We start from the raw sequence: 24,966 nt of genomic DNA, 5'->3' as shown, positions 1-24,966 counted from the left end.
TTTAGCTGCGCCGGCGAAAGGCTGTGGCCCCGCCGGCGCAGGGCTCAGTTGCCGGCGTAGGGCGAGACGACGACGTCGACGCGCTGGAATTCCTTCAGGTCCGAGTAGCCGGTGGTCGCCATTGAGCGGCGCAGCGCGCCGATCAGGTTCGAGGTCCCGTCGGTGTGGTGGCCGGGTCCGAAAAGGACTTCCTGGAGCGGTCCGACGGTGCCGACATTGACCCTGTCGCCGCGCGGAAGTTCGAGGTGGTGGGCTTCCTGGCCCCAGTGCCAGCCCTTGCCGGGGGCCTCTTCGGCGCGGGCCAGGGCGCTGCCGAGCATGACGGCGTCGGCGCCCATGGCGATGGCCTTGACGACGTCGCCCGAGGTGCCCATACCGCCGTCGGCGATGACGTGCACGTAGCGTCCGCCGGATTCGTCCATGTAGTCCCGGCGGGCGGCGGCGACGTCGGAGATGGCGGAGGCCATCGGCGAGTGGATGCCCAGCGCGCGGCGGGTGGTGGTGGTGGCTCCCCCGCCGAACCCGACCAGCACGCCGGCGGCTCCGGTGCGCATGAGGTGCAGGGCCGGGGTGTAGCCGGCCGCGCCGCCCACGATGACCGGGACGTCGAGTTCGTAGATGAACTGCTTGAGGTTCAGCGGCTCGTGGTCCTTGGAGACGTGCTCGGCCGAGACGGTGGTGCCGCGGATGACGAAGATGTCCACGCCGGCGGCGACGACGGTCTTGTAGTGCTCCTGGGTGCGCTGCGGCGTCAGCGAGCCGGCCACGGTTACCCCTGCGGCGCGGATCTCGGCCAGCCGCGAGGTGATCAGTTCGGGCTGGATCGGAGCCTGGTAGAGCTCCTGCATGCGGCGTGTGACGGCGGGGCTGTTCGTCTCGTTCTGGAGCGCTGCGATCTGGTCCAGGACCGGCTGCGGATCCTCGTAGCGGGTCCAGAGGCCCTCCAGGTCAAGGACGCCGAGGCCACCGAGCCGGCCGAGCGCAATGACGGTTTCCGGGGACATCGCGGAGTCCATCGGCGCGGCAATGACTGGCATGTCGAACTTGTAGGCATCGATCTGCCAGGAGACGGAGACGTCTTTGGGATCACGCGTACGTCGGTTGGGGATGATCGCAATGTCATCCAGGGAGTAGGCACGACGCCCACGCTTGCCACGGCCGATCTCAATCTCGTAAGTCACGTCCCCACTTTACTTGACCCGGCCCGGGACCCGGCATCGGCCCGGGCTGCCCCGCCGGTCGGAGCGCGGCAGCCCTCGCCGGCAGGCCCCGTTCGACGCCGCGAAGCACTCCGAAATAATCGATAGCTCACACTGACTTGACCGATTTTGTCAATAGTTTACAAATCGTGAAAATGCCCTTACGTTTACTTTCGGCCGCCCGGGGATTTCGCCCGGCGGCCTCCCCACCCAGTTCCGGGCATTCCGCAATGCCCGGTTATAGAAAGCAGAACCCATGGGAAGTGCATCACGCAGGACCTCGCGCGTCCTGGCCCTCTCGCTGGCGGCCGTCGTTGGCACCATGACCCTCGCCGTCTCCCCGGTGCTCGCGGCCCCCGTCACGGGCCCGGTCGCCTCGGAGACCGCACCGGCGCCGGACGTCAACGCCGGCGAGGCGTACACGCAGTTCATCGTCAGCTTCAAGAAGACGCCGGGCAACGCCACCCCCAACGGCCGGGCGAACGCCTGGGGTAAGGCCGCGAAGCAGCAAGGGGTGAGCGTGCGGGAACTTCGCGCCCTGGCCACCGGCGCAACCCTGATCTCCTCCGACAAGGCCTTGTCCGACCAGGCCGCCACGGACTTCATGGACGCCATCGTCGCTTCTGGAGCCGTCAACGCCGTCGAGCCCGACGCCCGCATGACGGCCGTGCTGACCCCGAACGACACCCGCTACGGGGAACAGTGGGACTTCACCGGCACCAAYGGCATGCGGATCCCCGGCGCCTGGGATGTCTCCACCGGGTCCGGATCCACCGTGGCCGTGATCGACACCGGCATCACGGCGCACCCGGACCTCGACGCCAACGTGCTGCCGGGCTACGACTTCGTGTCGGATGCCACTGCCGCGCGCGACGGAAACGGCCGCGATTCCAACCCGCAGGACCAGGGTGACTGGTACGCGGCCGGCGAATGCGGGCAGACCACGGCAGGGAACTCCTCCTGGCACGGCACGCACGTCTCCGGCACCATCGCCGCCGTGACGGGCAACGCCGCCGGCGTCGCCGGAGTCGCTCCCAACGCCAAGGTCCTGCCCGTCCGGGTGCTGGCCAAGTGCGGCGGCTCGCTCTCCGACATCGCGGACGCCATCATCTGGGCTTCCGGCGGCACCGTTTCCGGAATCCCCGCCAACGCCAATCCGGCCAAGGTCATCAACATGAGCCTGGGCGGTTCCGGGGCCTGCGGCACCACCTACCAGGCCGCCATCGACTCCGCCGTGTCCAGGGGCACCACCGTCGTGGTGGCCGCGGGCAACAGCAACCAGGATGCCTCCGGCTTCCGTCCGGCCAACTGCAACTCGGTGGTGACCGTGGCCGCCAGCAACCCTAGCGGTTCCCTCTCGTACTACTCCAACTACGGCGCCACCGTTGACCTCACCGCCCCGGGCGGCGACACCAGCGTCAGCGGCGGCGGCATCCTCTCCACGCTCAACACCGGAACAACGACGCCGGCAGCGGCCGGCTACGCCTACTACCAGGGCACCTCGATGGCGACCCCGCACGTGGCCGGACTCGTCGCCCTGATGAAGTCCAAGTCACCTTCACTCACGCCGGCCCAGGTGGAGTCCACGCTCCGGCAGGGCACCCGGGCCATGCCCGGCGGCTGCACCAAGGGCTGCGGCGCGGGTCTCTCCGACGCCACCGCCACGATGGGCCTGCTCGGCGGAAGCACTCCGCCACCGCCGTCGGGCAACCTGCTGCTGAACCCCGGCTTTGAAAGCGGCTCGGCGTCCTGGACCTCCAACCAGACGGACACCTTCGAAACCGGCACCGCTGCCCGCAGCGGCAGCGGCTTCGCGGGGCTGAACGGCTGGGGCAAGTCAACCTCGTACACCCTGGACCAGGCCTTTTCCATCCCGTCTTCGGTCAGCGGCTCCTCGCTGTCCTTCTACCTGAAGACGCTTACGGACGAGACAACCACCGGCTCCGCGTACGACACCCTGAAGGTCCAGGTCATCAGCGGCGGGGTGACCACGACCCTGGCCACCTACTCGAACCTGAACCAGTCCACAGGGTACGTCCTGAAGACGCTGGACCTGTCCGCGTTCAAGGGCAAGTCCGTCACCCTGCGTTTCCTCGGCGTGGAAGATTCCTCCCTTGCCACGTACTTCTACCTTGACGACACCTCGGTGACCACCTCCTAGGTTCTGGTCCGCCGCACAGAATGGGCATGCCCTCCCTCGCCGGGAGGACATGCCCATTCTTTGTGCGCGGGGACGGGCATATCGGCATTATGTCCACTGGCCGCGGCCTGGGGAGGACATGTCCGCCCGGCGGGTTGACTACAGTGGCTCCATGGCTGAGCGCTGGATCTTTGACGGACACATAGCCGGGATCGGTGCCGCCTCCGGTCTCCGGGCCGTCGTCGGTATCTGGCGGGACTCCCCCTTGGGGGCCTTCGCGGACGTCATGGTCCAGACGGACACCGGGCAACGGCTGCTGCTGGCCCCCTCCGACGACGTAGCGAACTTCATTGCCGCCACGTACAGCTTCGACGAGGTGCGGATCGTGGACGTTGCCGCAGGCCTGGACGGCCGCCGGCTGTCGGTCGCGGCCGGCCCGCTGAGCATCGAGGCAAGCGTTGGCCCCAGGGCGGCGGTGGGTTTCGGCCTCCGGGCGGTCCCCCGCCGGCTGGCTGTCCACCCGGCTTGGCTGCGGACCATCAATCCGGTGGCGACCCTGCTCAGCCCGGGTGCCCGGACGTCCGGCACCGCCGGGAACGGCCGGAGGGAGTACTACGGTGTGACCGATCTTCACCGGATCACCGGGGCCCGGGTCCGCTGGGACGGCGCAGACCAAGGCCCCCTGGTGCCGATCAGGCCGGCCGTGACGTTCGGTTTCAGCAGCGTCCCGGCCCGGCCTTCGGTTGCGACGGTCCGCACCACGATCGTTTCCGGGGACTGAGCCGCGTCCGGTCCTTCGGCGCCCGCAATCAGCCGGCGCACGCGCCGCGGCTCAGACGCCCTCGGCCTCGTCCACACTGAGCTGCGACTCGAACATCCGGAAGTAACGCCCGCGCAACGCCACCAGTTCCTTGTGCGTGCCCTGTTCCACGATTCTGCCGTCTTCGAGCATGTAGACGATGTCCGCCTTCTCGATCGTCGCGAGCCGGTGGCTGATGGCGATGATGGTGCTGCTGCGGTCGGCGAAGAGCCGGGTGAAGATCCGGTGCTCGGCCAGGGCGTCAATCGCCGACGTCGGTTCGTCCATCACCATGAAGGACGCATCCCGGTAGAAGTTCCGGGCCATCGCCAGCCGCTGCCACTGCCCGCCGGACAGGCCGCTGCCCTTCCGCCCGCGGGGATCCTCCATCCAGTTGCTGACGTGGTTGTCCAGCCCGTTGGGCAGCTTGTTGATGAACTCAAGGGCCTCTGCATCGGCAGCGGCCCGGCGGATCCGCTCGTCGTCGCGCGGCGCATCGACGTCGCCGAAGATAATGTTTTCCGCCGCCGTGGCGAACTCGTACTTGAGGAACTCCTGGCTGAGCACCGCCAGGTGGCGGTGCCAGGACTTCACGTCGACAGCGGCGAGGTCGACGCCGTCGAGCAGTACCTGCCCGGAGTCCGGTCGGTAGAGCCCGGCGAGGATCCTGATCAGGGTGGACTTGCCCGCCCCGTTCTCCCCCACGATGGCGATGTGCTGGCCCTGCCGGATGGTCAGCGAAATGCCTTTGATGACTTCCAACTCGCTGCCGGTGTAGGTGAAGCGGATGTCGCGCAGTTCCACGGTCCGGGGCGCCTGAAGCAGGGGCGGGGCGTGCTCGGAGTGGACCGGCAGCGCCATGAACAGCTCGTAGTCCTTGAGGTTGGCGAGGTCCTCGTCGATGGAACTGAGGGATGAGACCAGGTTGTTGGCCGTGGACAGGGCCCGGCTGACAATCTGCTGGACGTAGAGGAACTGCCCCACCGGCTGCGCCCTGGCGATGATCTGTCCCACCACCCAGATCAGCGAGACCACTTCGGCGCCGTACTGCAGGGCGTCGGCGGCGAGCTGTTTGGGGATGTAGCGCTTCTGGAAGTCGAGCCGGCGCTTTTCGTCCGCATCCCGGAGCCGGGACCGGAGCCCCATCAGGTAACCAACGATCCCGTACAGCCGCATTTCGGCGATATGTTGCGGGCGCAGCAGGTTCGTTTCGATCATCCGCCGCTGCCGGCGCGAGTCAACCTGGGTGTTCCAGTGCGCAATCTGTTCGCGGGACAGTTTGAACTGCAGGTAGACGCTGGGCACGATCGCCACCAGGACGATCACGGCGATCCACCAGCTGACCAGCAGCAGCGCGCCGATGGCCAGGATCACCGAGACCAACTGGGTGAAGATCGCGGCGATCCGGTCCAGGACGCGGGCGTAGGAATCGGAGAAGCGCTTCGCCCTGTCGTACAGGTCCACCGTCTCCTTGTCGTCGTAGCGCCAGAAGTCGAGGGCGAGGAACCGTTCGTACATCAGGTCCCCCACGATCGCGCCGACCCGGAAGCTCATGAGTTGCTGGATGTAGCGGTCCACGCTGCTGAAGGCTCCCCAGAACAGGCCGAGCGCCGCGGTGATGATGACGTAGACGATGGCTTGCTGCCCGGCGGCCGCATTTCCTGCATACGCTGCCGCGAGCGCCGTCGTGGTCAGCGCGGCGAAGTAGGTGGTGACCAGCGGCAGCAGCGCCGAGATCAACGAGCCCACCACTTTCATCACGACGGCGGCAGGCGAGGCCTGGAAGCTGACCCGCAGCACCTGCGCCACGGCCCGGGCGTAGGGCCGCAGCGCCAGTTTCCGCTTGGGCTCGCGCGCGGGCAGGAGTTCGGACATAGCTTCAGCCTAGTTGCGGGGCGGGGCCGTGCGCGCAACGGACGTCCAGCCGCGCAGGCCCTCTAGTATTTCTGCCCGTACTGGTACTCCGGGAACTCGAAACAGGCGCTGAAGCTGTCGATCTGCAGGCTCTCCGGGCCGTCCCAAAAAGACACCAGCAGCTGGGTCCCGTCTTCGTGGCGCAGCTGCACACGGCGGTTCCCGTCGTTGTCCTTCCCTTCCGTCGCCGACCAGCCGGAGCGGACGGAGACTGAATCCCGGACCTTGTCCAGGAACTTTGCGCGGTCCAGGCCCGGGCGCAGCTCGACCTGGCCGGTCCCCGCCCACTTCTTCTGCTCGCCGCTGCAGGGCATCAGGCTGGAGGTGTCATTCTCGAAAACCGAAACGGACGCTTCGGCCGGGACCATCCCGATAATCTCGTGCTGCACGGCCAAGAGCTTGGATTTGGCGGTTTCCAGCGTCATGGGTTTCATCGTTTGACTCTCTTGTGGTGCGGATCCTGATCCGCAGGCTGACAGGCCAAGGCACAGGCTGACGGCCAGCGGCCCGAACCAGCTACCTGCCCGATCGTTCGACCCGCCCCTACCGCGCACGGATCTCCCTGCGGATGTCTGCCAGGGCCGGACCGTTGAACGGATCCGTCGTCGCGATGAGGCTGTGGTTATCGCTGCTGTAGGCCTCCTGCCAGCCGGTGCCTCCGGGCGGGGCGTACACATGCTTTTCAAAGGCGGGCTCCTTCATGGGGTAATTGTCTCCCACGACCCCGCTGCGCTCCGCGGTCAACAGGATGTCAGGGTAGGTGTAGCTGGAGTACTGGGTGCCGGGATCGGCGGTCCAGCCTGGCGGCATGGCGGCCCCGGAAAGGGCGATGACCTTGTCAAAGTGGGCGCCGGCGACTTCGGAGCCGGTGACGTTCCGCAGGCCCCAGCTATGGCCGATGGCAACTGTCTGCGCCCCGGACGGCTTTTCCAGCTCGACGGCGGCCTGGAAGTCCCGCAACACCGGGGCCGTCGCGGCCACGAAGTCATCGCTCTTGGCTTCATCGAAGAAGGCCTCCGCAAATCCGCCGTCGGGGAACTCGGTTCCTTTGTAGACGAAGGCGACCGTGCCCTGTGAGGGGTCCGAGCCCACCAGCCACTGCGGGACCGATTGCGGGCGGCCGACGTAAAAGGACTGCTCGTTGGTCCGGGTTCCAGGCACATACGTGACGACGGTCGTGGTGTCGGCTTCGTAGTCGCCGACCATCTCCACGATCGCACTGCGCGCCGTGTCGTAGGCCACGAGTTTGACCTTCCCGTCGACCACTTTCTGCAAGTAGTCCTTTCCCTCCTGCCGCGCGGCCCACGCCTCGTGCTGTTTCGCGTACATCTGCGGATACCCGGCGGCCATGATCAGCGGATTGAATTTGGGTTCCGGATCGGAGTTGCGGAGCCAGTCAATGCGGTGCTGGGCGTTGATGGCGTTGGCGCGGACGCGGTCCTCGAACGGGATGCCATTGGTGTTCCCGGCGAGGTTCGGATGCTGGGCGATGAAGGCCGTCCGCTGTTCCGCGGTGAGCCCGTCCCACCAGGACCGAAGCTGGGCCGGAGTCTTACCCTGGAGGTCAGTGGGCTGAGGGACCGGCGTGGCCACCGAAAGACCAACGGCCGCCGTCCCGGCCGCGCGGGCTCCGCCGGCCTGGTTGGCTCCGCCGGCCTGGCTGGCCTGTTCCTGCTCCGCGGCGTTGCGGAGCAGTTCCTCCGCCGCGGCAGCCAGGAACGCGGCCGCCTGACGCAATGCCCGGCTGTGCCCGGATTCCCATTCCTGCCGGAACCTGTCAGCGTCCGGTCCCGGCCAAGAAGTTTGCGCAACCCCGGGTCCCAGTGAACCCAACTGCGCCATCAGTAGCCGGCCTGAGGAACCCATCTGCGCGCCTAGCCGCCTGAGCTGGGAGGGATCCGCCCCCTGGAATCCATCAGCCACGTGCAATCCCCCTGTTGTCCTCGGCTACCGCCGCGGATCAGGGAACCCCTGGCCGCCGGTCACGCTCGAGGCTACCGTGCACAAACACACGCAGGCCATGGGGAGAGTTCCCCATGGCCTGCGTGTATATATGATGCCGGGTGGGCCCGAGGGGCGGGGACTAGCGCGAGCCGTAGTTCGGCGCTTCCACCGTCATCTGGATGTCGTGCGGGTGGGATTCCTTCAGGCCGGCCGGCGTGATCCGGACAAACTTGCCGCGGGCCTTGAGCTCGGCCACGGTCGGGGCGCCGGTGTAGAACATGGTCTGGCGGAGGCCGCCGACGAGCTGGTAGGCCACCGAGGAGAGCGGGCCGCGGTAGGCGACACGGCCCTCGATGCCTTCCGGGATGAGCTTGTCGTCGCCGGAGACGTCGGCCTGGAAGTAGCGGTCCTTGGAGTAGGAGGTGTTCTTGCCGCGGGTCTGCATGGCGCCCAGCGAGCCCATCCCCCGGTATAGCTTGAACTGCTTGCCGTTGACGAAGATCAGGTCGCCCGGGGACTCATCGCAGCCGGCCAGCAGGGAACCGAGCATGACCGTGTCGGCGCCGGCGACGAGGGCCTTGCCGATGTCGCCGGAGTACTGCAGGCCGCCGTCGGCGATCAGCGGCACGCCGGCCGGGATGGCTGCCTTGGCGGATTCGTAGATCGCGGTAATCTGCGGGACGCCGACGCCGGCCACCACGCGGGTGGTGCAGATGGATCCGGGGCCGACGCCGACTTTGATGCCGTCGGCACCGGCGTCGATCAGGGCCTGCGCGCCTTCACGGGTGGCGGCCTGGCCGCCGATGATGTCCACGTGCGCGGCCACCGGGTCGGACTTGAGCCGGCGGATCATGTCCAGGACGCCCTGCGAGTGGCCGTTGGCGGTGTCTACGAAGAGGGCGTCCACGCCGGCGTCGATCAGCGCCATGGCGCGCTCCCAGCCGTCGCCGAAGAACCCGATGGCGGCACCGACGCGCAGCCGGCCCTCATCGTCCTTGGTGGCCAGCGGGTACTGCTCGGCCTTCGTGAAGTCCTTGGTGGTGATGAGGCCCTTCAGCCGGCCCTGCTCGTCGACGAGCGGCAGCTTTTCGATCTTGTTGGTCGCGAGCTTGTGCGAGGCTTCCTCACGGCTGATGCCGACGTGGCCGGTGACCAGCGGCATCTTGGTCATGACATCGCTGACCAGCCGGATCGGGAAGTCTGTTTCGGGCACGAAGCGGGTGTCGCGGTTGGTGACGATACCCAGCAGCCGCATGCCCTCGTCCACGACGGGCAGGCCGGACACCCGGTAGTGCGAGCAGATCTCGTCCAGCTCGGCCAGCGTGGCCTCGGGGCCGATGGTGAGGGGGTTGGTGATCATGCCGGACTCGCTGCGCTTGACCCGGTCCACCTGGTCGGCCTGGTCGGCGATCGAAAGGTTCCGGTGTACGACGCCGAGGCCGCCCTGGCGGGCCATGGCGATGGCCATCCGCGACTCGGTGACGGTGTCCATCGCGGCGGACAGCAGCGGCGTGTTCACCGTGATGCGCTTGGAGATCCGCGAGGAGGTATCAGCCTCGGAGGGGATGACGTTGGTGTGTCCGGGCAGGAGCAGGACGTCGTCGTAGGTCAGGCCAACGAAGCCGAAAGGGTCGTGTTCGGGCTGGGTCATGAGTGCGCCTCTTACCTTGGGTTTCTGGGTTCACGGGTAGGGGTTGCAGCAGATGACCAGCCCGTCATTACGGGCATGGCCTGTGCAGAAGTGTTGTGTAAATAGTAGAACCTTGGCGGCAATCCCCATATTCCGGGGCGCGAATGTGAGCAACGGCATCCGGCGCGCGGAGCCACAGGCGTCACTTCCAGCCGGTGGTGGCCAGCAGCCGCTTTTCGAACATCGGGATCATGCTTTGGACGTAGGTCTTGGTCAGGTGGTTGTCGTCCTTGTAGACGTACACGTTACCGACGACGGCAGGGCAGGTTCCGTCGGCGCAGATGAAGTCGCTCATGTCCATCAGGTGCAGGCGCGCGACCTTGCCGCGGTAGTCGTCCAGCGGTGAGGACGCCGCCAGGGACTCCTGCAGCGGGACGTTGCACTCGGCGGCGTCGGGGCCCTTCTTCTGGACGCATTCGGGCATGTTGATGGTGAACCGCGGGTTGTCGCGGATACCGACCACCTCGATGCCGGCGTCGGTGAAGGGCTTGATGCCCTCCAGGTACTGCGGCACCTCGGTTTCGAACGGCGCTTCCTTGTGCGTCAGCGAAGCGACCGTGAAGACGGCGTCGGGCTTGTGCGCCAGGACATAGTCGGAGCTAGCCTTGTTGAAGGCGTTGCAGTCCGCGTCCCGCTCGGGAGACTCTCCGCCGAAGCGGCAGTTGCCCTTGAGCAGGGTCACGACTTCCCAGCCGTGGCTCTTGGCAATGGGCCCGAGCGCGGCCATGTACTGCTGGGCATGGGAGTCGCCAAGCACCACGATCTTCTTGGTGACCTTGTCCGGCCGGCTGTTTTGCAGGCAGCCCTGCAGGAGGGGGTCGCTGGGGACGTTCGCGCCGGTGCAGAGCCCGTCGATGTCGGCCCATTCGTTCTTCATGGCGGCCGGCGCCGGGATGATCTTGGCATCCGGCGTCGGTTTGCCGGCGTTCTCCGGGGCCAGTGCAGCGGCGCCGGGAGTCAGTTCCTTCGGTTGGGCCGCGGCTGCGGCTTCGTCGGCGGTGATGTGGCTCTGCCACAAGGTGACCGGACCGGCCAGTACCGCGCCGCAGGCGGCGATGACGACGGCGGTGCGCCAGGCACGGCGCTGCGGCCAGTGCCACTCGCGGAGCGGCTTCTCGACGAACCGGGTGGTGAGCACCGCCAGCAGCACGGAGGCGGCGACAATCGCGAGCCCCTGGCCCAGGTCCGGCGCGGTGATTCCCATGCCGGCAAGGGCCAGCACCAGCAGGGGCCAGTGCCAGAGGTAGAGGGCATAGGAGTTGTCGCCGAGCGCGACGAGCGGACGCCAGGTCAGGAAGCGGTCCACGCCGAAGCGGCTGCCGCTGCGGCCCGCCACGATGATGGCAGCGGCAGCGAGGGTGGGCCAGAGCGCGATGAACCCGGGGAAGGAACGGTCCACGGTCAGCAGCAGCCCGCAGGAGAGCATCGCGGCCAGCCCCGCCCAGCCCAGCACCACACGCAGTACCTTCCCGGGCTTCAGGTACGGCAGGGCCAGCGCCAGCAGCGAGCCCAGCGCGAATTCCCAGAGCCGCGCCCGGGTGTCGAAGTAGGCGTAGGCCTGGTTGCTGGCGGTCTGCTCGATCGAGTAGGCCAGCGACACAGCGAAGATGGCGCCGAAGGCGAGGGCCAGGAGCAGGCGGTAATTCAGCAGCCGTTCATCCAGCCTGGTCCAGCGGCGGAGCGCGTAGCGCAGTCCCCTGTGCAGCAGGGCGGCCCCGGCGAAGATGAGCGGCCACAGCAGGAACACCTGTCCCTGGATGGACAGGGACCAGAAGTGCTGCAGCGGGCTCGCCCCCGAGTGGTCCTGGGCGTAGTAGTCCACGGCGGTGTCGGCAAGCAGCCAGTTCTGCCGGTACAGCAGGGACGCCCAGGCCTGGTCCAGGATGTCCGGCCAGCGGCTTGCCGGCAGGATGGCCCAGGTGCCGATCAGCACGCCCAGCACCACCACGACGACGGCGGGCAGCAGCCGCTTGAGCAAATGCAGCCAGTGGCTGAGCAGCCGGAGCGGCTTACCGCCCTCCACCTTCCGGGCGAAGCTCAGGGTCATCAAAAAGGCCGAGATGAGCAGGAAGATGTCCACGCCGCCGGACACGCGGCCCAGCCACACGTGGTAAGTCACCACCATGAGGACGGCGAGGGCACGCAGGCCCTGCACTTCCGGGCGGTAGTCCGTTTTCCGGCTCGCGGGAGAACCCGCGGCCGCGTGCTGCGGGCTGGCTATGGTTCGCTCGTTCGTCACGTGGGATCCCTCAGGCTGGCTTCCAAAGCATCAATGTTACCGAAACGTAATTTTCTTTTCCAATTTCCGGGGCGCCGTCCGGCCGGGATTCCCTGAGCCCGGCGGGCCCGCGCAGCTAGTCTGTTACGAGTCGAAGGAGGCCGCCAGTGATCGTACAGTTGCGGATATGTGTCCCGGAAGAACTCTCCGGGGCGGTGGTCGAGTGCTGCTCCGGCGAGCTCGGCGTCGCGGAGGTGGCGTTGCACCCCGGCGCCGCGGTGGTGCCCCCGGGCGACGTCATTCTCGTGTTCATGGCACGGGAATCCGTTGAGGCCCTGATCGAGAAGCTGCACGCCCTGAACGTCCAGGACGTGGGATCCATATCGGTCACCACTCCCGAACTCGTGCTGTCCGACCGCGCGGACCAGGCGGTCGACGAAGCGCCCGGCGAAGGCGCGGACGCCATGATCTGGGATGAGGTGTCGCGGCAGACCGGCGAGGACTCCAGGCTGACGTGGAGCTACCTGGCGTTCCTGGTCCTCGCCACCCAGCTTGCCGCAATCGGCATCGTCACCGATTCCACCATCGCAATCGTCGGCGCCATGGCAGTGGGGCCCGAGTTCGGCCCGCTCGCCGCGCTGGCCGTTGCGCTGGTGCGCAGGCAGTGGCGGCTGGGCCGCAGCGCGGCGCTGGCACTCGGCGTCGGGTTCCCGGTCGCAATGCTGGCCGCCGCCTTCACTGCCTGGCTATCCGTCCCCCTTGGACTGTTCCCCACCGACGCCCTGGACCGCGGTTCCGCCGTGGAGTTCATCTACCACCCGGGCCCCTACTCGCTGATTGTCGCCCTGCTCGCGGGTACCGCCGGCATGCTGTCCGTGATCAGCCGGCGTTCGGCGGCCCTGATCGGAGTGTTCATCTCCGTCACCACCGTTCCGGCGGCAGGGTTTGTGGCGGTTTCCCTCGTGCTGGGTGAGTATCAGAAGGCCGCCGGCTCTGCCTTGCAGCTTCTCCTGAACCTGGTCGGGATAGTGGTCTCGGCGGTGGCGGTGCTGCTCTTCTACCGGCTCGTGACAAAGCGCCTGCCGCGCGACGCCGCGCGGAAGCTGCGGCGGAACTCACAGCGACTGCGGGGTTGAACAGCGCCTGCGGGGTTGAACAGCGCCTGCGGAAGCTTCGGGCCGGGGAAGCTGCTGGCCGGGGAAAGCAAAGGACCGGGCCGGCGGATGCCGACCCGGTCCCTGTTCTTTCCCACGAAGGCGGCGCCGGCTACTTCCAGCCGGTCGATTCCAGGAGACGCTGGCCGAAGACCGAGGCCATCGAAGCCACGTAGGTCCGGGTGAGGTGGTTGTTGTCTTTGTAGACGAAGGTGTTGCCCACCACCGCGGGACAGATTTTTCCGTCGCAGATCAGGTCCGTCATGTCGACCATGAACAGTCCCGACACCCTGCCCTGGAGCGCAAGGAGCGGGCTCTTGGCAGCCAGCACGTCGCGTTCGGCGCGTTGGCAGTCCGGGCTGTCCTCTCCCTTGTTGGCCGCACATTCGGCGATGTTGAAATTGAAGCGCGGGTTGTCCCGGATGGCGACCATCTGGACGTGCTTCTCGGCCCAGAACTTTGCGGTCGCTTCCAGGTCCGGGGAGACCTTCTCCGCCGGGGACGACACCGCGGCTACGGTACCGACCGTCATGATGGCATCCGGCTTATTGCGGGACACTTCCTCCGTCACGGCGGCGTTGTAGCTGTCGCAGGGAATCGAGCGGCCCTGGGCGGAGATGCTGTACCGGCAGCCGGCCCTGAGCATTGAATAGACGCGCCAGCCCTTTTGCTTGCCGACGGCGTCGATGGCGGCCAGCCATTGCTGGGCGTGTGAATCCCCCAGCACGAGGATTGTCTTGGCGGGCTTGTCCGGTGCGCTGTTTTGCGAGCAGGTGCTCCGCAGTGCCGGGTTCGCGGGCTCGAGTTTGCCGGCGCACCGGTTGCCGAGGCTGGCCCAGTCCTTGTTGAGCTGCTCCGGCAGGGGCAGGATCGTGGCGTCGCCGTCGGCTGCGCTGACGAAGCCGGGCAGCAGCGCCAGGGCACCGGGGTTGTTCCGTTGCGACTGTGACATCGCGGCCTGCGCCTGGATCTGCTGCTGGAGCTGCAAGGCGGTCAGGGGCACGGCGACCACCGCGAGGGCCAGCGCCACGGCGACGACGGCGCGTCGGCGTCGTGCCTCCGGCCACGCCCAGGACCGCCACGGCTTCTCGACGAAGCGGGTGGTGAGGAACGCGAGGCCCAGCGAGACGGCGATGATAACGCTGCCCGAAAGCCACCCCGCCTGCTCCTTGCCGCTCCACGCCAGGGCCAGCACCAGCACGGGCCAGTGCCAGAGATAAAGCGCGTAGGAGTTGTCTCCGAGTTTCACGAGCGGGCCGGAGCTGAGGATACGGTCCACTCCCCAGCGGCTGTTCGTCTGGCCGGCAAGGATGATGCAGCTGGCGGCCAGCGTGGGCCAGAGAGCCACAAAGCCGGGGAAGGCCCCCTCCACGTCCAGGATGAAGCCGCAGCTGATCATGGCCACGACGCCGACCCAGCCGAGGACAACCCGGACCGGCCGGGACAGCAGGCTCAGCCCGGGCAGGAACAATGCCAGCAGCGTGCCCAGCGCAAACTCCCAGAGGCGTGCGCCGGTGTCGAAGTAGGCCTGGGACTGGTTCGTCGCCGTATAGATAATCGAGAAGGTCAGCGAGGCGAGAAAGATGGCACCGAAGATGTAGCAGAGCAGCACCCGGTAGCGGAGGCCGTACCGGCGGGCGACCAAGGCTGCGCCGGCAAAGATAAGCGGCCACAGAATGAAGATCTGGCCCTGGATGGACAGTGACCAGAAGTGCTGCAGCGGGCTGGCCATGGCGTGGTCCGCCGCGTAGTAGTCAACGGCTTCGGACTGCAGCAACCGGTTCTCAACGTAGAACAGCGATGCCCAGCTTTGCTCGACGACATCCGGGAAACGGGTGCGGGGCAACAGGAAGTAGCTGGCCGCCAGGACCGTCAAGATGACTACTACCGCCCCGGCCAGGAGACGACGGAACAGGTGGAGCCAGTGCTTGAACAGGTCCATCCGCGAGCCCCGCTCGTAGCGGCCCACAAACTGCAGCGTCATCAGGAACGCGGAGATCAGCAGGAAGATGTCGACGCCGCCGGACACCCGGCCAAACCAGATGTGGTAGGTGACCACCATCAGCACCGCGAGTGAGCGGAGCCCTTGGATTTCCGGCCTGAACTTTGTCCCTCGGGCGGGACGGGCCGGGGTACTGGTTTCCCGCGGCAGGACGAGCGTTCCCGCTCCAGACATATGAACCCCCGTGAAAATGACGCAAGACAGCCAGAGCAACTATACAGGCCGCCCCAAGCACCAACGCCCCAAATGTCGCGCGACCCGCCGTCCGGAACCCTCCGCACCAGCCGTGGAACGAAAAAAGACCGGACCAGCTGATGCTGGTCCGGTCTTTTATTGCGCGGAGACTACGGCGCGGAAACCTTAGTGCTGGTGTCCGGCGTGCTCGTCCTCGTCGGCGGGCTTTTCCACCACGAGGGTTTCGGTGGTGAGAACCAGCGCCGCGATGGAGGCCGCGTTGCGCAGGGCCGCACGAGTGACCTTGACGGGGTCGATGACACCGGCCGAGATCAGGTCTTCGTATTCGCCGGTCTTGGCGTTGAAGCCCTGGTTCACGGCGGATTCGGCCACCTTGGCGACGACGACGTAGCCGTCGAAGCCGGCGTTCTGGGCGATCCAGCGCAGCGGCTGGGTCAGGGCGCGGCGGACAATGCCAACGGCAGCTGCCGCGTCGCCGTCGAGCGCCTGGACGGCCGGATCCTCATCGAGGGCCTTGAGTGCGTGGATGAGGGCGGAACCGCCGCCGGCCACGATGCCTTCTTCGAGGGCAGCGCGGGTGGAGGACACGGCGTCCTCGATGCGGTGCTTCTTTTCCTTCAGCTCGACCTCGGTGGCAGCGCCAACCTTGATCACGCCGATGCCGCCGGCCAGCTTGGCCAGGCGTTCCTGCAGCTTTTCCTTGTCCCAGTCCGAATCCGTGCGGGTCAGCTCGGCACGCAACTGGGCAACCCGGGCCGCGACGTCCTCGGCCGAACCGGCGCCGTCGACGATGGTGGTGTTGTCCTTCGTGACGGTGATGCGGCGGGCGGTGCCCAGGACCTCAAGGCCCACAGAATCCAGGCTGAGGCCCAGTTCCGGGGAGACAACCTGTGCGCCGGTGAGGGTCGCGATGTCCTGCAGCATGGCCTTGCGGCGGTCGCCGAAGCCCGGGGCCTTGACGGCCACGACGTTCAGGGTGCCGCGGATGCGGTTGACGATCAGCGTGGACAGGGCCTCGCCGTCGACGTCTTCGGCGATGATGAAGAGCGGCTTGGAGCTCTGCAGCGCCTTTTCCAGCAGCGGCAGGAATTCCTGGACCGAGGAGATCTTGCCCTGGTTGATCAGGATCAGGGCGTCCTCGAGGACTGCTTCCTGGCGTTCCGCGTCGGTGACGAAGTACGGGGACAGGTAGCCCTTGTCGAACTGCATGCCCTCGGTGAGGACCAGCTCGGTCTGCGTCGTGGAGGACTCCTCGATGGTGATTACACCATCCTTGCCGACCTTGCCGAAAGCCTCGGCCAGGAGCTCGCCGACCTCGTCGCTCTGCGCCGAGATTGCGGCAACGTTGGCTACCTGGGTGCCTTCGACCGGGCGGGCGTTTTCGAGCAGGCGGGCGGCGACGGCCTCGACCGAGACCTCGATGCCGCGCTTGATCTGGCCCGGAGCGGCGCCGGCGGCAACGTTGCGCAGGCCTTCCTTGACCAGGGCCTGCGCGAGCACGGTGGCGGTGGTGGTGCCGTCGCCGGCGACGTCGTTGGTCTTGGTGGCGACCTCCTTGGCGAGCTGCGCGCCAAGGTTTTCGTACGGGTCGTCCAGTTCGACTTCGCGGGCGATGGTCACACCGTCGTTGGTGATCGTGGGGGCGCCCCACTTCTTGTCCAGCACGACGTTGCGGCCGCGCGGGCCGAGCGTCACCTTGACCGTGTTGGCGAGCTTATCGATGCCGGCTTCAAGCGACCGGCGGGCAGCGTCGTTAAACGCAAGCTGCTTTGCCATGGTTTTGTCCTTTCAAGACAGAACCCCGCGCAGCCGTTCCGTTCAAAGCGAAGGAGCGGCGGCGCGGGGATCCAAGAGAGTTACTTTACGACGATCGCCAGAACGTCGCGGGCGGACAGCACGAGGTACTCGACGCCGCCGGTCTTAACTTCGGTTCCGCCGTACTTGGAGTAGATGACAACGTCGCCGACTGCGACGTCGACGGGAACGCGGTTGCCGTTGTCGTCAAAGCGGCCGGGGCCTACTGCAACAACTTCGCCTTCCTGCGGCTTCTCCTGTGCGGAGTCCGGGATAACCAGGCCGGAAGCCGTGGTCTGCTCGGCTTCGAGCGGGCGGACAACAATACGATCCTCAAGAGGCTTAATAGAGACCGACACTCGGACCTCTCCTTTTCGTCAGCAAATTCGTGGACTTTAAAGCTGTGGTGCCATGGCGTACAGACCGTCGTCGCGGTGCCGGCAGCAGCCAGACTGGTCAAGCTTCAGGTGTTAGCACCCGCCTAGGGTGAGTGCTAATGACGACTCTATGTAAGTCGTTAGCACTCGGTCAAGGCGAGTGCCAGAAGTTCGTCCCTGGTGAACGCACTGGCCCCGCAGGACATGCCCATCGCTCAGATCAGCCGCCGGGCATAAAGCCTTATGCCCGGCCCTTGGTTCCAAGGATGGGCATGTCCGTCAGGCGGGGTGTCGTCCCTCGGGCCGGTGGGGTTAGCCGCCGGCGAGATCGTCGAAGTCGACGTCGTCGCCGTCGTCGATCCGGGCGGAATTACCGCGGTCGCGGTACAGCACGAAGCCTCCGGCGAGCGCGGCGATCACGCCGAGGACGAGGCCGATGATGCCGGCTACCCGGGCGCCGGCGTAGGTGTCCCGGATGGCGCGCGCTTCGTCGGTCGCGTCTTTCACATTGTTGCCGCCCACGGAGTACACGGTCGCATTGAAGGAGTCCAGGAAGAAGATGATCACGAGCAATGCCACGCAGACGACGGCGATCACGATGCCGGTGATCAGCGCCGGCCGGGCGAAGCGGGCCAGTCCCCGGTTGTCCTTTGCCTCCCCGAGGGTGCTCTCCCGGGTGCCTGCCGTGCCGAAGTCTTCTGTATTGCTGCCGTCCATGCCGTCCAGCCTATCGGGCGTCCCGCGGGTTCCCGGCCTGAACTACGCTTGATGGCATGGCTGAGACTACGCAGGACCAGATCGCCCCGCTCCTCAATCCGGAGGGCTGGGAGCTGCTGGCCTCGCTGGGGCCGTACCGCGAGGAGGAAGCCTTCCGCCTCAACGCCTCGCTCCGGAAAGCCGGCCATTCCCCGGAACTGGTCTCCGCGGCGCTGACCCAGTCCCGCTTGCGGACCAAGGCGGAGGCGAAGTTCGGCGAATTCGCCCGGCAGATGATCTTCACCCGCGCAGGCCTGGAGCAGGCCACCAGGCTCACCGTGGCGGCGCGGCACGCCCAGCGTTTCGCCGAGGCCGGGATCGCCCATGTGGCGGATCTGGGCTGCGGACTCGGTGCCGACGCCATGGCCCTCGCTTCCCTGGACATCAAGGTAACCGCCGTGGAACTGGATGAAACCACCGCCGCCTGCGCCACGATGAACCTGATTCCGTTCCGGAACGCCACCGTTGTCCACGCCGATGCCGCCACCGTTCCGCTCGACGGGATTGACGGCGTCTGGCTGGACCCGGCCCGTCGCACCACCTCCAGCTCCGGAACCAAGCGCCTCTGGGATCCGGAGGACTTCTCTCCCCCGCTGTCCTTTGTGGAATCTTTGGCCGGCTCCGGCCGCGCCGTCGGCGTGAAGATGGGCCCGGGCATGCCGCACACCTCGGTGCCGGAAGACTGTGAGGCCCAGTGGGTCTCCGTGGGCGGCGATGTCACGGAAGTGGCGCTGTGGTTCAACGCCGTCCGCCGCCCCGGGATCAGGCGTGCCGCCCTGGTCCTCGGGCCGCAGGGCGCCGCGGAGCTGACCAGCGCGGAGGACTTCGGGGCCGGGCCGGAGGCACCCCTGGGGCCGGTGGAGGGCTACCTGTATGAGCCCGACGGCGCCGTGATCCGCGCCGGCCTGGTCGCCGACGTCGCCCTGCAGCTGGGCGGTCATCTGCTGGACGAACATATCGCCTACATCTGTGCGCCGGAATTGCGCGACACCCCTTATGCCCGGGCGTACAAAGTCCTTGAGGTGATGCCGTTCAACGTCAAGGCGCTCAAGGCCTGGGTCAAGGACAACGGCGTCGGCGTCCTCGACATCAAGAAGCGCGGCACCTCGGTTACGCCCGAGGAACTGCGCAAGCAGCTGCTCCCCGCCGGCGGCAGGAATGCCAAGAACGCTGCCAAAGAGACCGCCACCCTGGTCCTCACCAGGATCGGCGAGGAACGCGTGGCCATCTCGGTTGAGCCGGTCTAGCACCGGACCCGGCCGCCCGGCTACTGGGCGCGCATGAACTCCTCGGCGGCCCGGACCTGCTCGTCGCTGGGCCGGATCCCCGTGTAGAGCACGAACTGTTCCAGGGCCTGGATGGTGGCGACCTCGGCGCCGGTGATCACCTGCTTGCCGGCGGCCCGGGCGGCCTTGATCAACGGCGTTTCGGCGGGCAGCGCCACGACGTCGAACACCACCTTCGCGGCGGCCACGGCGTCCGGCGGGAAGGACAGCGCGTCAGCCTCCGTGCCTCCGGCCATCCCCACGGGCGTTACGTTGATCAGCATGTCGGCGGCGCCCTCCCCGGAGTCCGGGGCGGGGATCCCGGGCCGCCATTCGAAACCGTAGAGCCCGGCAAGGGCCCGGCCGGCCGCCTCGTTGCGGGCAATGATGGTGACGTGCCGGAAGCCGGCATCACGCAGCGCGGCCGCGGTGGCCTTCGCCATTCCCCCGGCACCCAGCAGCCACACCGAGTAGTCAGTGGGGACGGCGTTGCGTTCAAGCAGCTGCTCGATCGCGGTGTAGTCGGTGTTGTAAGCCGTGAGGGTCCCGCCGTCGTTGACGATCGTGTTGACCGAATCGATGGCTTTCGCGGACGGGTCCATGACGTCAACGAGTGCGATGACGTCCTCCTTGAAGGGCATCGACACCGCGCAGCCGCGGATGCCCAGGCCCCGCACACCGGCAATGGCCTGTGCCAGGTCGGTGGGGGCGAAGGCCTTGTAGATCCAGTTCAGGCCCAGCAGTTCATAGAGGTGGTTGTGGAAGCGGGTCCCGTTGTTGCTCGGCCGGGCCGAGAGCGAGATGCACAGGGTCATGTCTTTATTCAGGATGGGCACAGCACCATTAAACGCCACGGGGCCCAACCCCGCCCGGTTCGTTCAGCGGCAGCCGGAACCCGGCCCCTGACGCCCGACGGCGACCGGCAGTTTGCCGGGGGCGGCCGCCTTTCCGGCGAGTACCGCCAGCAACGCGTCGAAGGCCTCCGGGCTCCGTCCGTACAGAGCGATCTTGGCGCGGGCCGCAGACTTGGCCAGCGGCCACGGCGCATCGAGCGAGACGGCCACGTCCGCCTTCGCCGGGGCGCCGCCGTAACCGATCAGCGTCACGAGCGGCCCCGCACCGATGCCGACCCCGGCGTGCCGGGCCGCTGCCACGAAACGTGCCCGGTCCTGCGTGGAACCACCGCTCACGCGGACCCTGGCCGGAACGATCCGGCCGCGGCAGGGCCCTGCGAGCACGGTGATGGCCTCCTGCGAAACCTTTTCCGACAGCGCGGAGCCGCTGCCGGGAGCAGATCCCCGCGGCGTGTGGCTGCGTCCGCGCCAGAGTTGCATGGTGGCTACCCGCCGCGCCGCCTCGTCCAGACGCGCGGCCGGCAGCGAGCCGCTGCGCACGGCCTTCACGATCGCTTTGTGGGCAGTCTCCACCGAGGCCGGCATGAGCAGCAGGTCCGCTCCGGCCGCGAGCGCCAGCGGTGCGGCCGTGTCGCGGGGGAACTGCTGCTGGATTGCCCCCATGTTGAGTGCATCCGTGACGGCGACCCCCTTGAAGCCCATCCGGCGCAGCTCCGCATAGGATGCCTTCGAAACCGATGCCGGGACCCCGGGTTGGAAGGCGCGGACGGCGATGTGGCCGGTCATGATCATGGGCAGCCCGGCGTCGATGGCCGCCTGGAAGGGCAGCAGGTCCTTCGCGCGAAGCTGCTTCAGGCTGGCGTCCTGGACGGGCTGCCCCTTGTGGGAATCGACGCTGACGGAGCCGTGGCCCGGAAAGTGCTTGGCGGCCGGGAGGATCCCCGCGCCGAGCATGCCCTTGGAGAAGGCGATGCCGAATTCCGCGGCGGTGTGCGGGCTGCCGGAGATGGACCGGGCGCCAATTGTGGGGTCGGCTGGCCCCATCGTGACATCGGCGGTCGGAGCGAAGTCGACGTTGAACCCGAGGCCGGCCAGTTCCGCCGAAATTGCCCGGCCGGCGTCGGAGGCCAGCTTCCCGCTGCCGGCTGCCCCGTAGCTCATCGGAGCGGGCCACTCGGTCAGCGGGGCGCGCAGCCGGGCCACCACCCCACCTTCCTGGTCCACTCCGATCATCCCCGGCCAACTGCGGCCATCGGCGCGGGCGGCCCGTTGCAGTCGCGTCGTGGCAGCGCGCATGGCGGCAGTGTCCACCCGTCCGTCCCGGGTGGCGGGCACGTTGTCCCCCATGATGATCGATCCGGCCAGATGCAGGCGCTCAATGGTTCTGGCGTGGGCCGCGTAGTCGGGCCCGGAGAAGAATGGCAGCAGCACCTGGCCGGCCTTCTGCTCGAGGCTCATGGCTCCCACCGCCTTGGCCGCGGCGTCGGCGTCGCGCTGGTCCGGGCCCCAGCCGAGGGGATATGGTTTCGCGGCCCGGGCGGGCGGAGCCGACGGGACGGCTGCAGCCGGCGGCGGGCCGGCCTGGATGCTGCCCGCGGACGTCCCGGGGTCCGGGGTGCCGGGGCCGGATTTGCCGGGGCCGGCGCAGCCCGTGGAAACCAGGGCGAGCGCTGTCAGAACCGCCGCGGCGGCCGGAAACAGGCCTCTTCTGTGAACACTCTCACGTATCAGCTGTAACTTGACCACCGGTTCGATGCTACCCCTGCACTAGACTTTGAACACCGCCGCCTTGCCGCCGCATGCCGTATGCGGGCTGCAACACGGGCGGGCAATAAAACAGTGAAGGGACCACATGAAGATTGATTTCGCTTCATCCAGGCAATCAACTCTTGGTGTGGAATGGGAACTGGCGCTCGTCAACGCCGAAACCGGCGAGCTGGCCTCGGTGGCCAACGAGGTGCTCCGCGGCGTGTCCGCCCGGCATCCGGAACTCAACGAGGATGACGAACATCCGCACATCAAGCAGGAGCTGCTGCTCAACACGGTGGAACTCGTCACCGGCATCTGCACCACCGTGGCTGAAGCGAAAGCGGATCTAAGCAGTTCCCTTGCCGCGGTGCGCGAGGTCACCGACCCGATGGGCGTGGAGGTCTTCTGCGCCGGCAGCCACCCCTTCAGCCCCCCGCAGCTCCAGCCCGTCACGGACAAGGCACGCTACGCCAAGCTGATCGACCGCACCCAGTGGTGGGGCCGCCAGATGGTCATCTACGGCGTGCACGTGCACGTCGGCCTCGACCGCCGCGACAAGGTCCTGCCCGTGCTGGACGGCCTCGTCAACTACTTCCCGCACGTCCAGGCGCTGTCCGCCTCGAGCCCGTTCTGGGGCGGCGAGGACACCGGCTACGCCTCGCAGCGCGCACTGATGTTCCAGCAGTTGCCGACGGCGGGACTGCCGTTCCAGTTCGCCAGCTGGGAAGAATATGAGTCCTACGTCCAGGACATGTTCACCACCGGTGTGATCGATACCCTCTCGGAGATCCGCTGGGACATCCGGCCGGTCCCCAACCTCGGCACCATCGAGATGCGCATCTGTGACGGCCTGGCCACGATCGAGGAAGTGGGCGCCATCGCCGCCCTCACCCAGTGCCTCGTGGACGAGTTCTCCACCATCCTGGACAACGGAGGCACCATCCCCACCATGCCGCCCTGGCACGTTCAGGAGAACAAATGGCGTGCGGCCCGCTACGGGCTGGAAGCAATCATCATCCTCGACGCCGAAGGCAACGAGCAGCTCGTCACCGACCACCTGCGCGAAACGCTGAAGAGGCTGGAGCCCGTCGCCGCCAAGCTCGGCTGCAGCGCGGAGCTCGCCGACGTCGAAAAGATCATCGAACGCGGCGCCGGCTACCAGCGGCAGCGCCGCGTCGCCGCGGAGCACGGCGGAGACCTGCGCGCCGTCGTCCTGGACCTGGTCGAGCAGATGCGCAAGGGGCCCGAAGCCTAGCTCCCCTGCCCGGGCGCCGGACCGGCTTCCTAGGCGGAGACGCTCGTTACCGGCATCGACGAGTCCGGTGCGAAGCCGATCCCGCTCGGCGCGGTTCCGGACATCACCAGCTGCGCACCGAGCGCGGCTACCATGGCGCCGTTGTCCGTGCACAGCGAGAGCGGCGGCACTGTCAACCGGATTCCTGCGGCGCTGCAGCGCTGCTCGGTCAGCTGGCGCAGCCTCGAGTTCGCGGCCACTCCCCCGCCGAGCAGCAGTTCGGTGATGCCGTTTTCGCGGCAGGCGAGGACTGCCTTGGCGGTGATGACATCCACGACCGCCTCCTGGAAGGCCGCCGCGACGTCGGCCACCGGCACTGCCTCGCCGCGCGCCTCAAACTGCTCCACGCAGCGGGCGACGGCGGTCTTGAGACCGCTGAAGGACCAGTCGTAGCGGTGCGGGCCGGGTTCCTCGGCGGTCCCCATGTATTTCGGCTGGGTCAGTCCGCGCGGGAAGCGGATCGCCTTGGCGTTGCCGGTGCGCGCGAGCTTATCGATGGCCGGCCCGCCCGGGTAGCCAAGCCCCAGCAGCCGGGCCACCTTGTCGTACGCCTCGCCGGCGGCGTCGTCGATCGTGGATCCCAGCAGCTCGACGTCGTCGGTGATGCTGCGGATCCGGAGGATCTCGGTATGGCCGCCGGAAACCAGGAGGGCACCGAGGTTCTCGGGCAGGGCGTTCGGGCCGGGCGCGGCCTGCGGGCCGCCGTCGTCGGGGCCGCCGTCCTCGGGCTCGAGCAGGCCGACGCCGACGTGCGCCACGAGGTGGTTGATCGCGTACAACGGCTTGCCGGTGGCAACCGCGAGCGCTTTGGCCGCGCAGACGCCCACCATCAGCGCACCGGCGAGGCCCGGGCCGGAGGTGACGGCGATGGCATCGATGTCCTCCAGGGTCACACCGGCTTCGGCGAGGGCTTCCCGGAGGGTCGGGACGAAGGCGTCCAGGTGCGCGCGGGAAGCAATCTCGGGGATCACGCCGCCGAAGCGCACATGCTCCTCCATGGAGGACGAGACTGTGTTGGCCAGCAACCGGGTGCCGCGGACAAGGCCGACGCCGGTCTCGTCGCAGGAGGACTCGATCCCCAGCACCAGCGGGGCGGAGCTGCGTGGGTGGTGGTTCATTCTGGGCCTGTTCCCCTTTGCTGTGTGTGGTCCGCGGTGCTGCCCGGAATTGCGCCGCCGGTCTTGTGCAGCTCGAGGCGCATGATCAGCGCGTCGACGCCGTCGCGGTAGTACCGCGGGCGGATGTGGATCTGCTCAAAGCCGAAACGCCGGTAGAGCTGCTGGGCCCGCGGGTTGTCCGCGCGCACCTCCAGCAGCACATCCGCGGCGTGCCGCCGCCGGCTTTCCCGGATGAGCTCGGTCAGCAGCGCCGAACCGATGCCCCGCCCTTCCTGCTCGGGCACCACCGCGATGGTCTGCACGTCCGCGATGGGTTCGATGCACATCAGCCCGGCGTACCCGACAATTGCGCCGCCGGACTCGGCGACGAGATAGCGCCGGGTCTCCGACTGGGCGAGCTCGTCGGCAAACATCTGCAGCGGCCAGGCGTCCACCGGGAACAGCCGCAGCTCGAGCGCGTGCACGGCCGGGATGTCCGCGGGAACCATGCTCCTGAGGTTCACT

The 24,966-nt window shown here is 67.6% G+C and carries 19 protein-coding genes; 5 read left to right on the top strand and 14 right to left on the bottom strand.

The annotated features are described in order from the left end of the window. Positions 1 to 44: 44 nt before the first annotated feature. Positions 45 to 1,181, bottom strand: coding sequence for a GuaB3 family IMP dehydrogenase-related protein (locus AC1DK9_RS03595; RefSeq protein ID WP_476862295.1), 1,137 nt, complete (start codon positions 1,179 to 1,181; stop codon positions 45 to 47). A gap of 274 nt (positions 1,182 to 1,455) precedes the next feature. On the opposite strand from AC1DK9_RS03595, the gene AC1DK9_RS03590 reads away from it, so the two are divergent. Together AC1DK9_RS03590 and AC1DK9_RS03585 are read left to right on the top strand one after the other, a co-directional pair. After that, positions 1,456 to 3,360 (top strand): S8 family peptidase, encoded by a 1,905-nt coding sequence (locus AC1DK9_RS03590; RefSeq protein WP_476862296.1) that lies wholly within the window; start codon positions 1,456 to 1,458, stop codon positions 3,358 to 3,360. Between the two features lie 151 nt (positions 3,361 to 3,511). Beyond that, entirely contained in the window at positions 3,512 to 4,120 is a 609-nt protein-coding gene (locus AC1DK9_RS03585; protein ID WP_476915012.1) for a hypothetical protein, read from the top strand. Positions 4,121 to 4,171: 51 nt separating this feature from the next. Here AC1DK9_RS03585 and AC1DK9_RS03580 read toward each other — a convergent pair whose 3' ends face one another. The 5 genes from AC1DK9_RS03580 to AC1DK9_RS03560 all read right to left on the bottom strand — a co-directional run bounded on the left by AC1DK9_RS03580 (position 4,172) and on the right by AC1DK9_RS03560 (position 11,925). After that, positions 4,172 to 6,013, bottom strand: coding sequence for an ABC transporter ATP-binding protein (locus AC1DK9_RS03580; RefSeq protein ID WP_476915011.1), 1,842 nt, complete (start codon positions 6,011 to 6,013; stop codon positions 4,172 to 4,174). Positions 6,014 to 6,075: 62 nt separating this feature from the next. Beyond that, on the bottom strand, positions 6,076 to 6,477 hold the full coding sequence (locus tag AC1DK9_RS03575; protein ID WP_476915010.1) for a hypothetical protein: 402 nt from the start codon (positions 6,475 to 6,477) through the stop codon (positions 6,076 to 6,078). Between the two features lie 118 nt (positions 6,478 to 6,595). Next, positions 6,596 to 7,789: a hypothetical protein gene (locus tag AC1DK9_RS03570; protein WP_476915009.1), complete on the bottom strand. Its 1,194-nt coding sequence runs from the start codon at positions 7,787 to 7,789 to the stop codon at positions 6,596 to 6,598. 346 nt (positions 7,790 to 8,135) lie between these two features. Further along, on the bottom strand, positions 8,136 to 9,647 hold the full coding sequence (guaB, locus tag AC1DK9_RS03565; protein ID WP_476862301.1) for an IMP dehydrogenase: 1,512 nt from the start codon (positions 9,645 to 9,647) through the stop codon (positions 8,136 to 8,138). Positions 9,648 to 9,828: 181 nt separating this feature from the next. Next, positions 9,829 to 11,925: an acyltransferase family protein gene (locus tag AC1DK9_RS03560; protein WP_476915008.1), complete on the bottom strand. Its 2,097-nt coding sequence runs from the start codon at positions 11,923 to 11,925 to the stop codon at positions 9,829 to 9,831. Between the two features lie 146 nt (positions 11,926 to 12,071). Here AC1DK9_RS03560 and AC1DK9_RS03555 point away from each other — a divergent pair, with 146 nt between their 5' ends. Further along, the gene (locus tag AC1DK9_RS03555) at positions 12,072 to 13,040 is read left to right on the top strand and encodes a DUF389 domain-containing protein (RefSeq protein WP_476862303.1); all 969 of its coding nucleotides are present in this window, start codon (positions 12,072 to 12,074) and stop codon (positions 13,038 to 13,040) included. Positions 13,041 to 13,170: 130 nt separating this feature from the next. Here AC1DK9_RS03555 and AC1DK9_RS03550 read toward each other — a convergent pair whose 3' ends face one another. The 4 genes from AC1DK9_RS03550 to AC1DK9_RS03535 all read right to left on the bottom strand — a co-directional run bounded on the left by AC1DK9_RS03550 (position 13,171) and on the right by AC1DK9_RS03535 (position 18,143). After that, positions 13,171 to 15,234, bottom strand: coding sequence for an acyltransferase family protein (locus AC1DK9_RS03550; RefSeq protein WP_476915007.1), 2,064 nt, complete (start codon positions 15,232 to 15,234; stop codon positions 13,171 to 13,173). A 186-nt stretch (positions 15,235 to 15,420) separates the two neighbouring features. Continuing rightward, positions 15,421 to 17,031, bottom strand: coding sequence for a chaperonin GroEL (gene groL / locus AC1DK9_RS03545; protein ID WP_476862305.1), 1,611 nt, complete (start codon positions 17,029 to 17,031; stop codon positions 15,421 to 15,423). A gap of 80 nt (positions 17,032 to 17,111) precedes the next feature. Further along, positions 17,112 to 17,408 (bottom strand): co-chaperone GroES, encoded by a 297-nt coding sequence (gene groES, locus AC1DK9_RS03540; RefSeq protein WP_056737866.1) that lies wholly within the window; start codon positions 17,406 to 17,408, stop codon positions 17,112 to 17,114. 330 nt (positions 17,409 to 17,738) lie between these two features. Next, positions 17,739 to 18,143 carry a hypothetical protein gene (locus AC1DK9_RS03535; RefSeq protein WP_476915006.1) on the bottom strand — a complete coding sequence of 135 codons (405 nt, stop codon included), beginning with the start codon at positions 18,141 to 18,143 and terminating at the stop codon, positions 17,739 to 17,741. 56 nt (positions 18,144 to 18,199) lie between these two features. Between AC1DK9_RS03535 and AC1DK9_RS03530 the strand changes: the two genes are divergently transcribed. Beyond that, on the top strand, positions 18,200 to 19,429 hold the full coding sequence (locus AC1DK9_RS03530; protein WP_476915005.1) for a THUMP-like domain-containing protein: 1,230 nt from the start codon (positions 18,200 to 18,202) through the stop codon (positions 19,427 to 19,429). A 20-nt stretch (positions 19,430 to 19,449) separates the two neighbouring features. Here AC1DK9_RS03530 and AC1DK9_RS03525 read toward each other — a convergent pair whose 3' ends face one another. Together AC1DK9_RS03525 and AC1DK9_RS03520 are read right to left on the bottom strand one after the other, a co-directional pair. Then, entirely contained in the window at positions 19,450 to 20,283 is an 834-nt protein-coding gene (locus tag AC1DK9_RS03525) for a shikimate 5-dehydrogenase (RefSeq protein WP_476862308.1), read from the bottom strand. Between the two features lie 42 nt (positions 20,284 to 20,325). Beyond that, entirely contained in the window at positions 20,326 to 22,047 is a 1,722-nt protein-coding gene (locus AC1DK9_RS03520; protein WP_476915004.1) for a glycoside hydrolase family 3 protein, read from the bottom strand. A 106-nt stretch (positions 22,048 to 22,153) separates the two neighbouring features. Between AC1DK9_RS03520 and AC1DK9_RS03515 the strand changes: the two genes are divergently transcribed. Further along, complete coding sequence (locus AC1DK9_RS03515; RefSeq protein WP_476915003.1) at positions 22,154 to 23,305, top strand: glutamate--cysteine ligase; 1,152 nt, start codon at positions 22,154 to 22,156, stop codon at positions 23,303 to 23,305. 29 nt (positions 23,306 to 23,334) lie between these two features. Here AC1DK9_RS03515 and tsaD read toward each other — a convergent pair whose 3' ends face one another. Both tsaD and rimI read right to left on the bottom strand, forming a co-directional pair. Continuing rightward, complete coding sequence (gene tsaD, locus AC1DK9_RS03510) at positions 23,335 to 24,462, bottom strand: tRNA (adenosine(37)-N6)-threonylcarbamoyltransferase complex transferase subunit TsaD (RefSeq protein ID WP_476915002.1); 1,128 nt, start codon at positions 24,460 to 24,462, stop codon at positions 23,335 to 23,337. After that, positions 24,459 to 24,950 carry a ribosomal protein S18-alanine N-acetyltransferase gene (rimI, locus tag AC1DK9_RS03505; protein WP_476915001.1) on the bottom strand — a complete coding sequence of 164 codons (492 nt, stop codon included), beginning with the start codon at positions 24,948 to 24,950 and terminating at the stop codon, positions 24,459 to 24,461. The genes tsaD and rimI overlap by 4 nt, the downstream gene beginning before the upstream one ends. Positions 24,951 to 24,966 lie beyond the last annotated feature (16 nt).

It is taken from the genome of Arthrobacter sp. 01T414 (genome assembly GCF_056398965.1).
Note: the sequence above shows the minus strand (reverse complement) of the source record. Positions and strands in the feature narration are given on the sequence as shown.

Excerpts from the sequence above, each read along its gene's own strand:
- AC1DK9_RS03550 (WP_476915007.1), bottom strand. The coding sequence starts at position 15,234 with ATGTCTGGAGCGGGAACGCTCGTCCTGCCGCGGGAAACCAGTACCCCG.
- tsaD (WP_476915002.1), bottom strand. The coding sequence starts at position 24,462 with ATGAACCACCACCCACGCAGCTCCGCCCCGCTGGTGCTGGGGATCGAG.
- groL (WP_476862305.1), bottom strand. The coding sequence starts at position 17,031 with ATGGCAAAGCAGCTTGCGTTTAACGACGCTGCCCGCCGGTCGCTTGAA.
- AC1DK9_RS03515 (WP_476915003.1), top strand. The coding sequence starts at position 22,154 with ATGAAGATTGATTTCGCTTCATCCAGGCAATCAACTCTTGGTGTGGAA.
- AC1DK9_RS03535 (WP_476915006.1), bottom strand. The coding sequence starts at position 18,143 with ATGGACGGCAGCAATACAGAAGACTTCGGCACGGCAGGCACCCGGGAG.
- rimI (WP_476915001.1), bottom strand. The coding sequence starts at position 24,950 with ATGGTTCCCGCGGACATCCCGGCCGTGCACGCGCTCGAGCTGCGGCTG.
- AC1DK9_RS03580 (WP_476915011.1), bottom strand. The coding sequence starts at position 6,013 with ATGTCCGAACTCCTGCCCGCGCGCGAGCCCAAGCGGAAACTGGCGCTG.
- AC1DK9_RS03530 (WP_476915005.1), top strand. The coding sequence starts at position 18,200 with ATGGCTGAGACTACGCAGGACCAGATCGCCCCGCTCCTCAATCCGGAG.
- AC1DK9_RS03575 (WP_476915010.1), bottom strand. The coding sequence starts at position 6,477 with ATGACGCTGGAAACCGCCAAATCCAAGCTCTTGGCCGTGCAGCACGAG.
- guaB (WP_476862301.1), bottom strand. The coding sequence starts at position 9,647 with ATGACCCAGCCCGAACACGACCCTTTCGGCTTCGTTGGCCTGACCTAC.
- AC1DK9_RS03585 (WP_476915012.1), top strand. The coding sequence starts at position 3,512 with ATGGCTGAGCGCTGGATCTTTGACGGACACATAGCCGGGATCGGTGCC.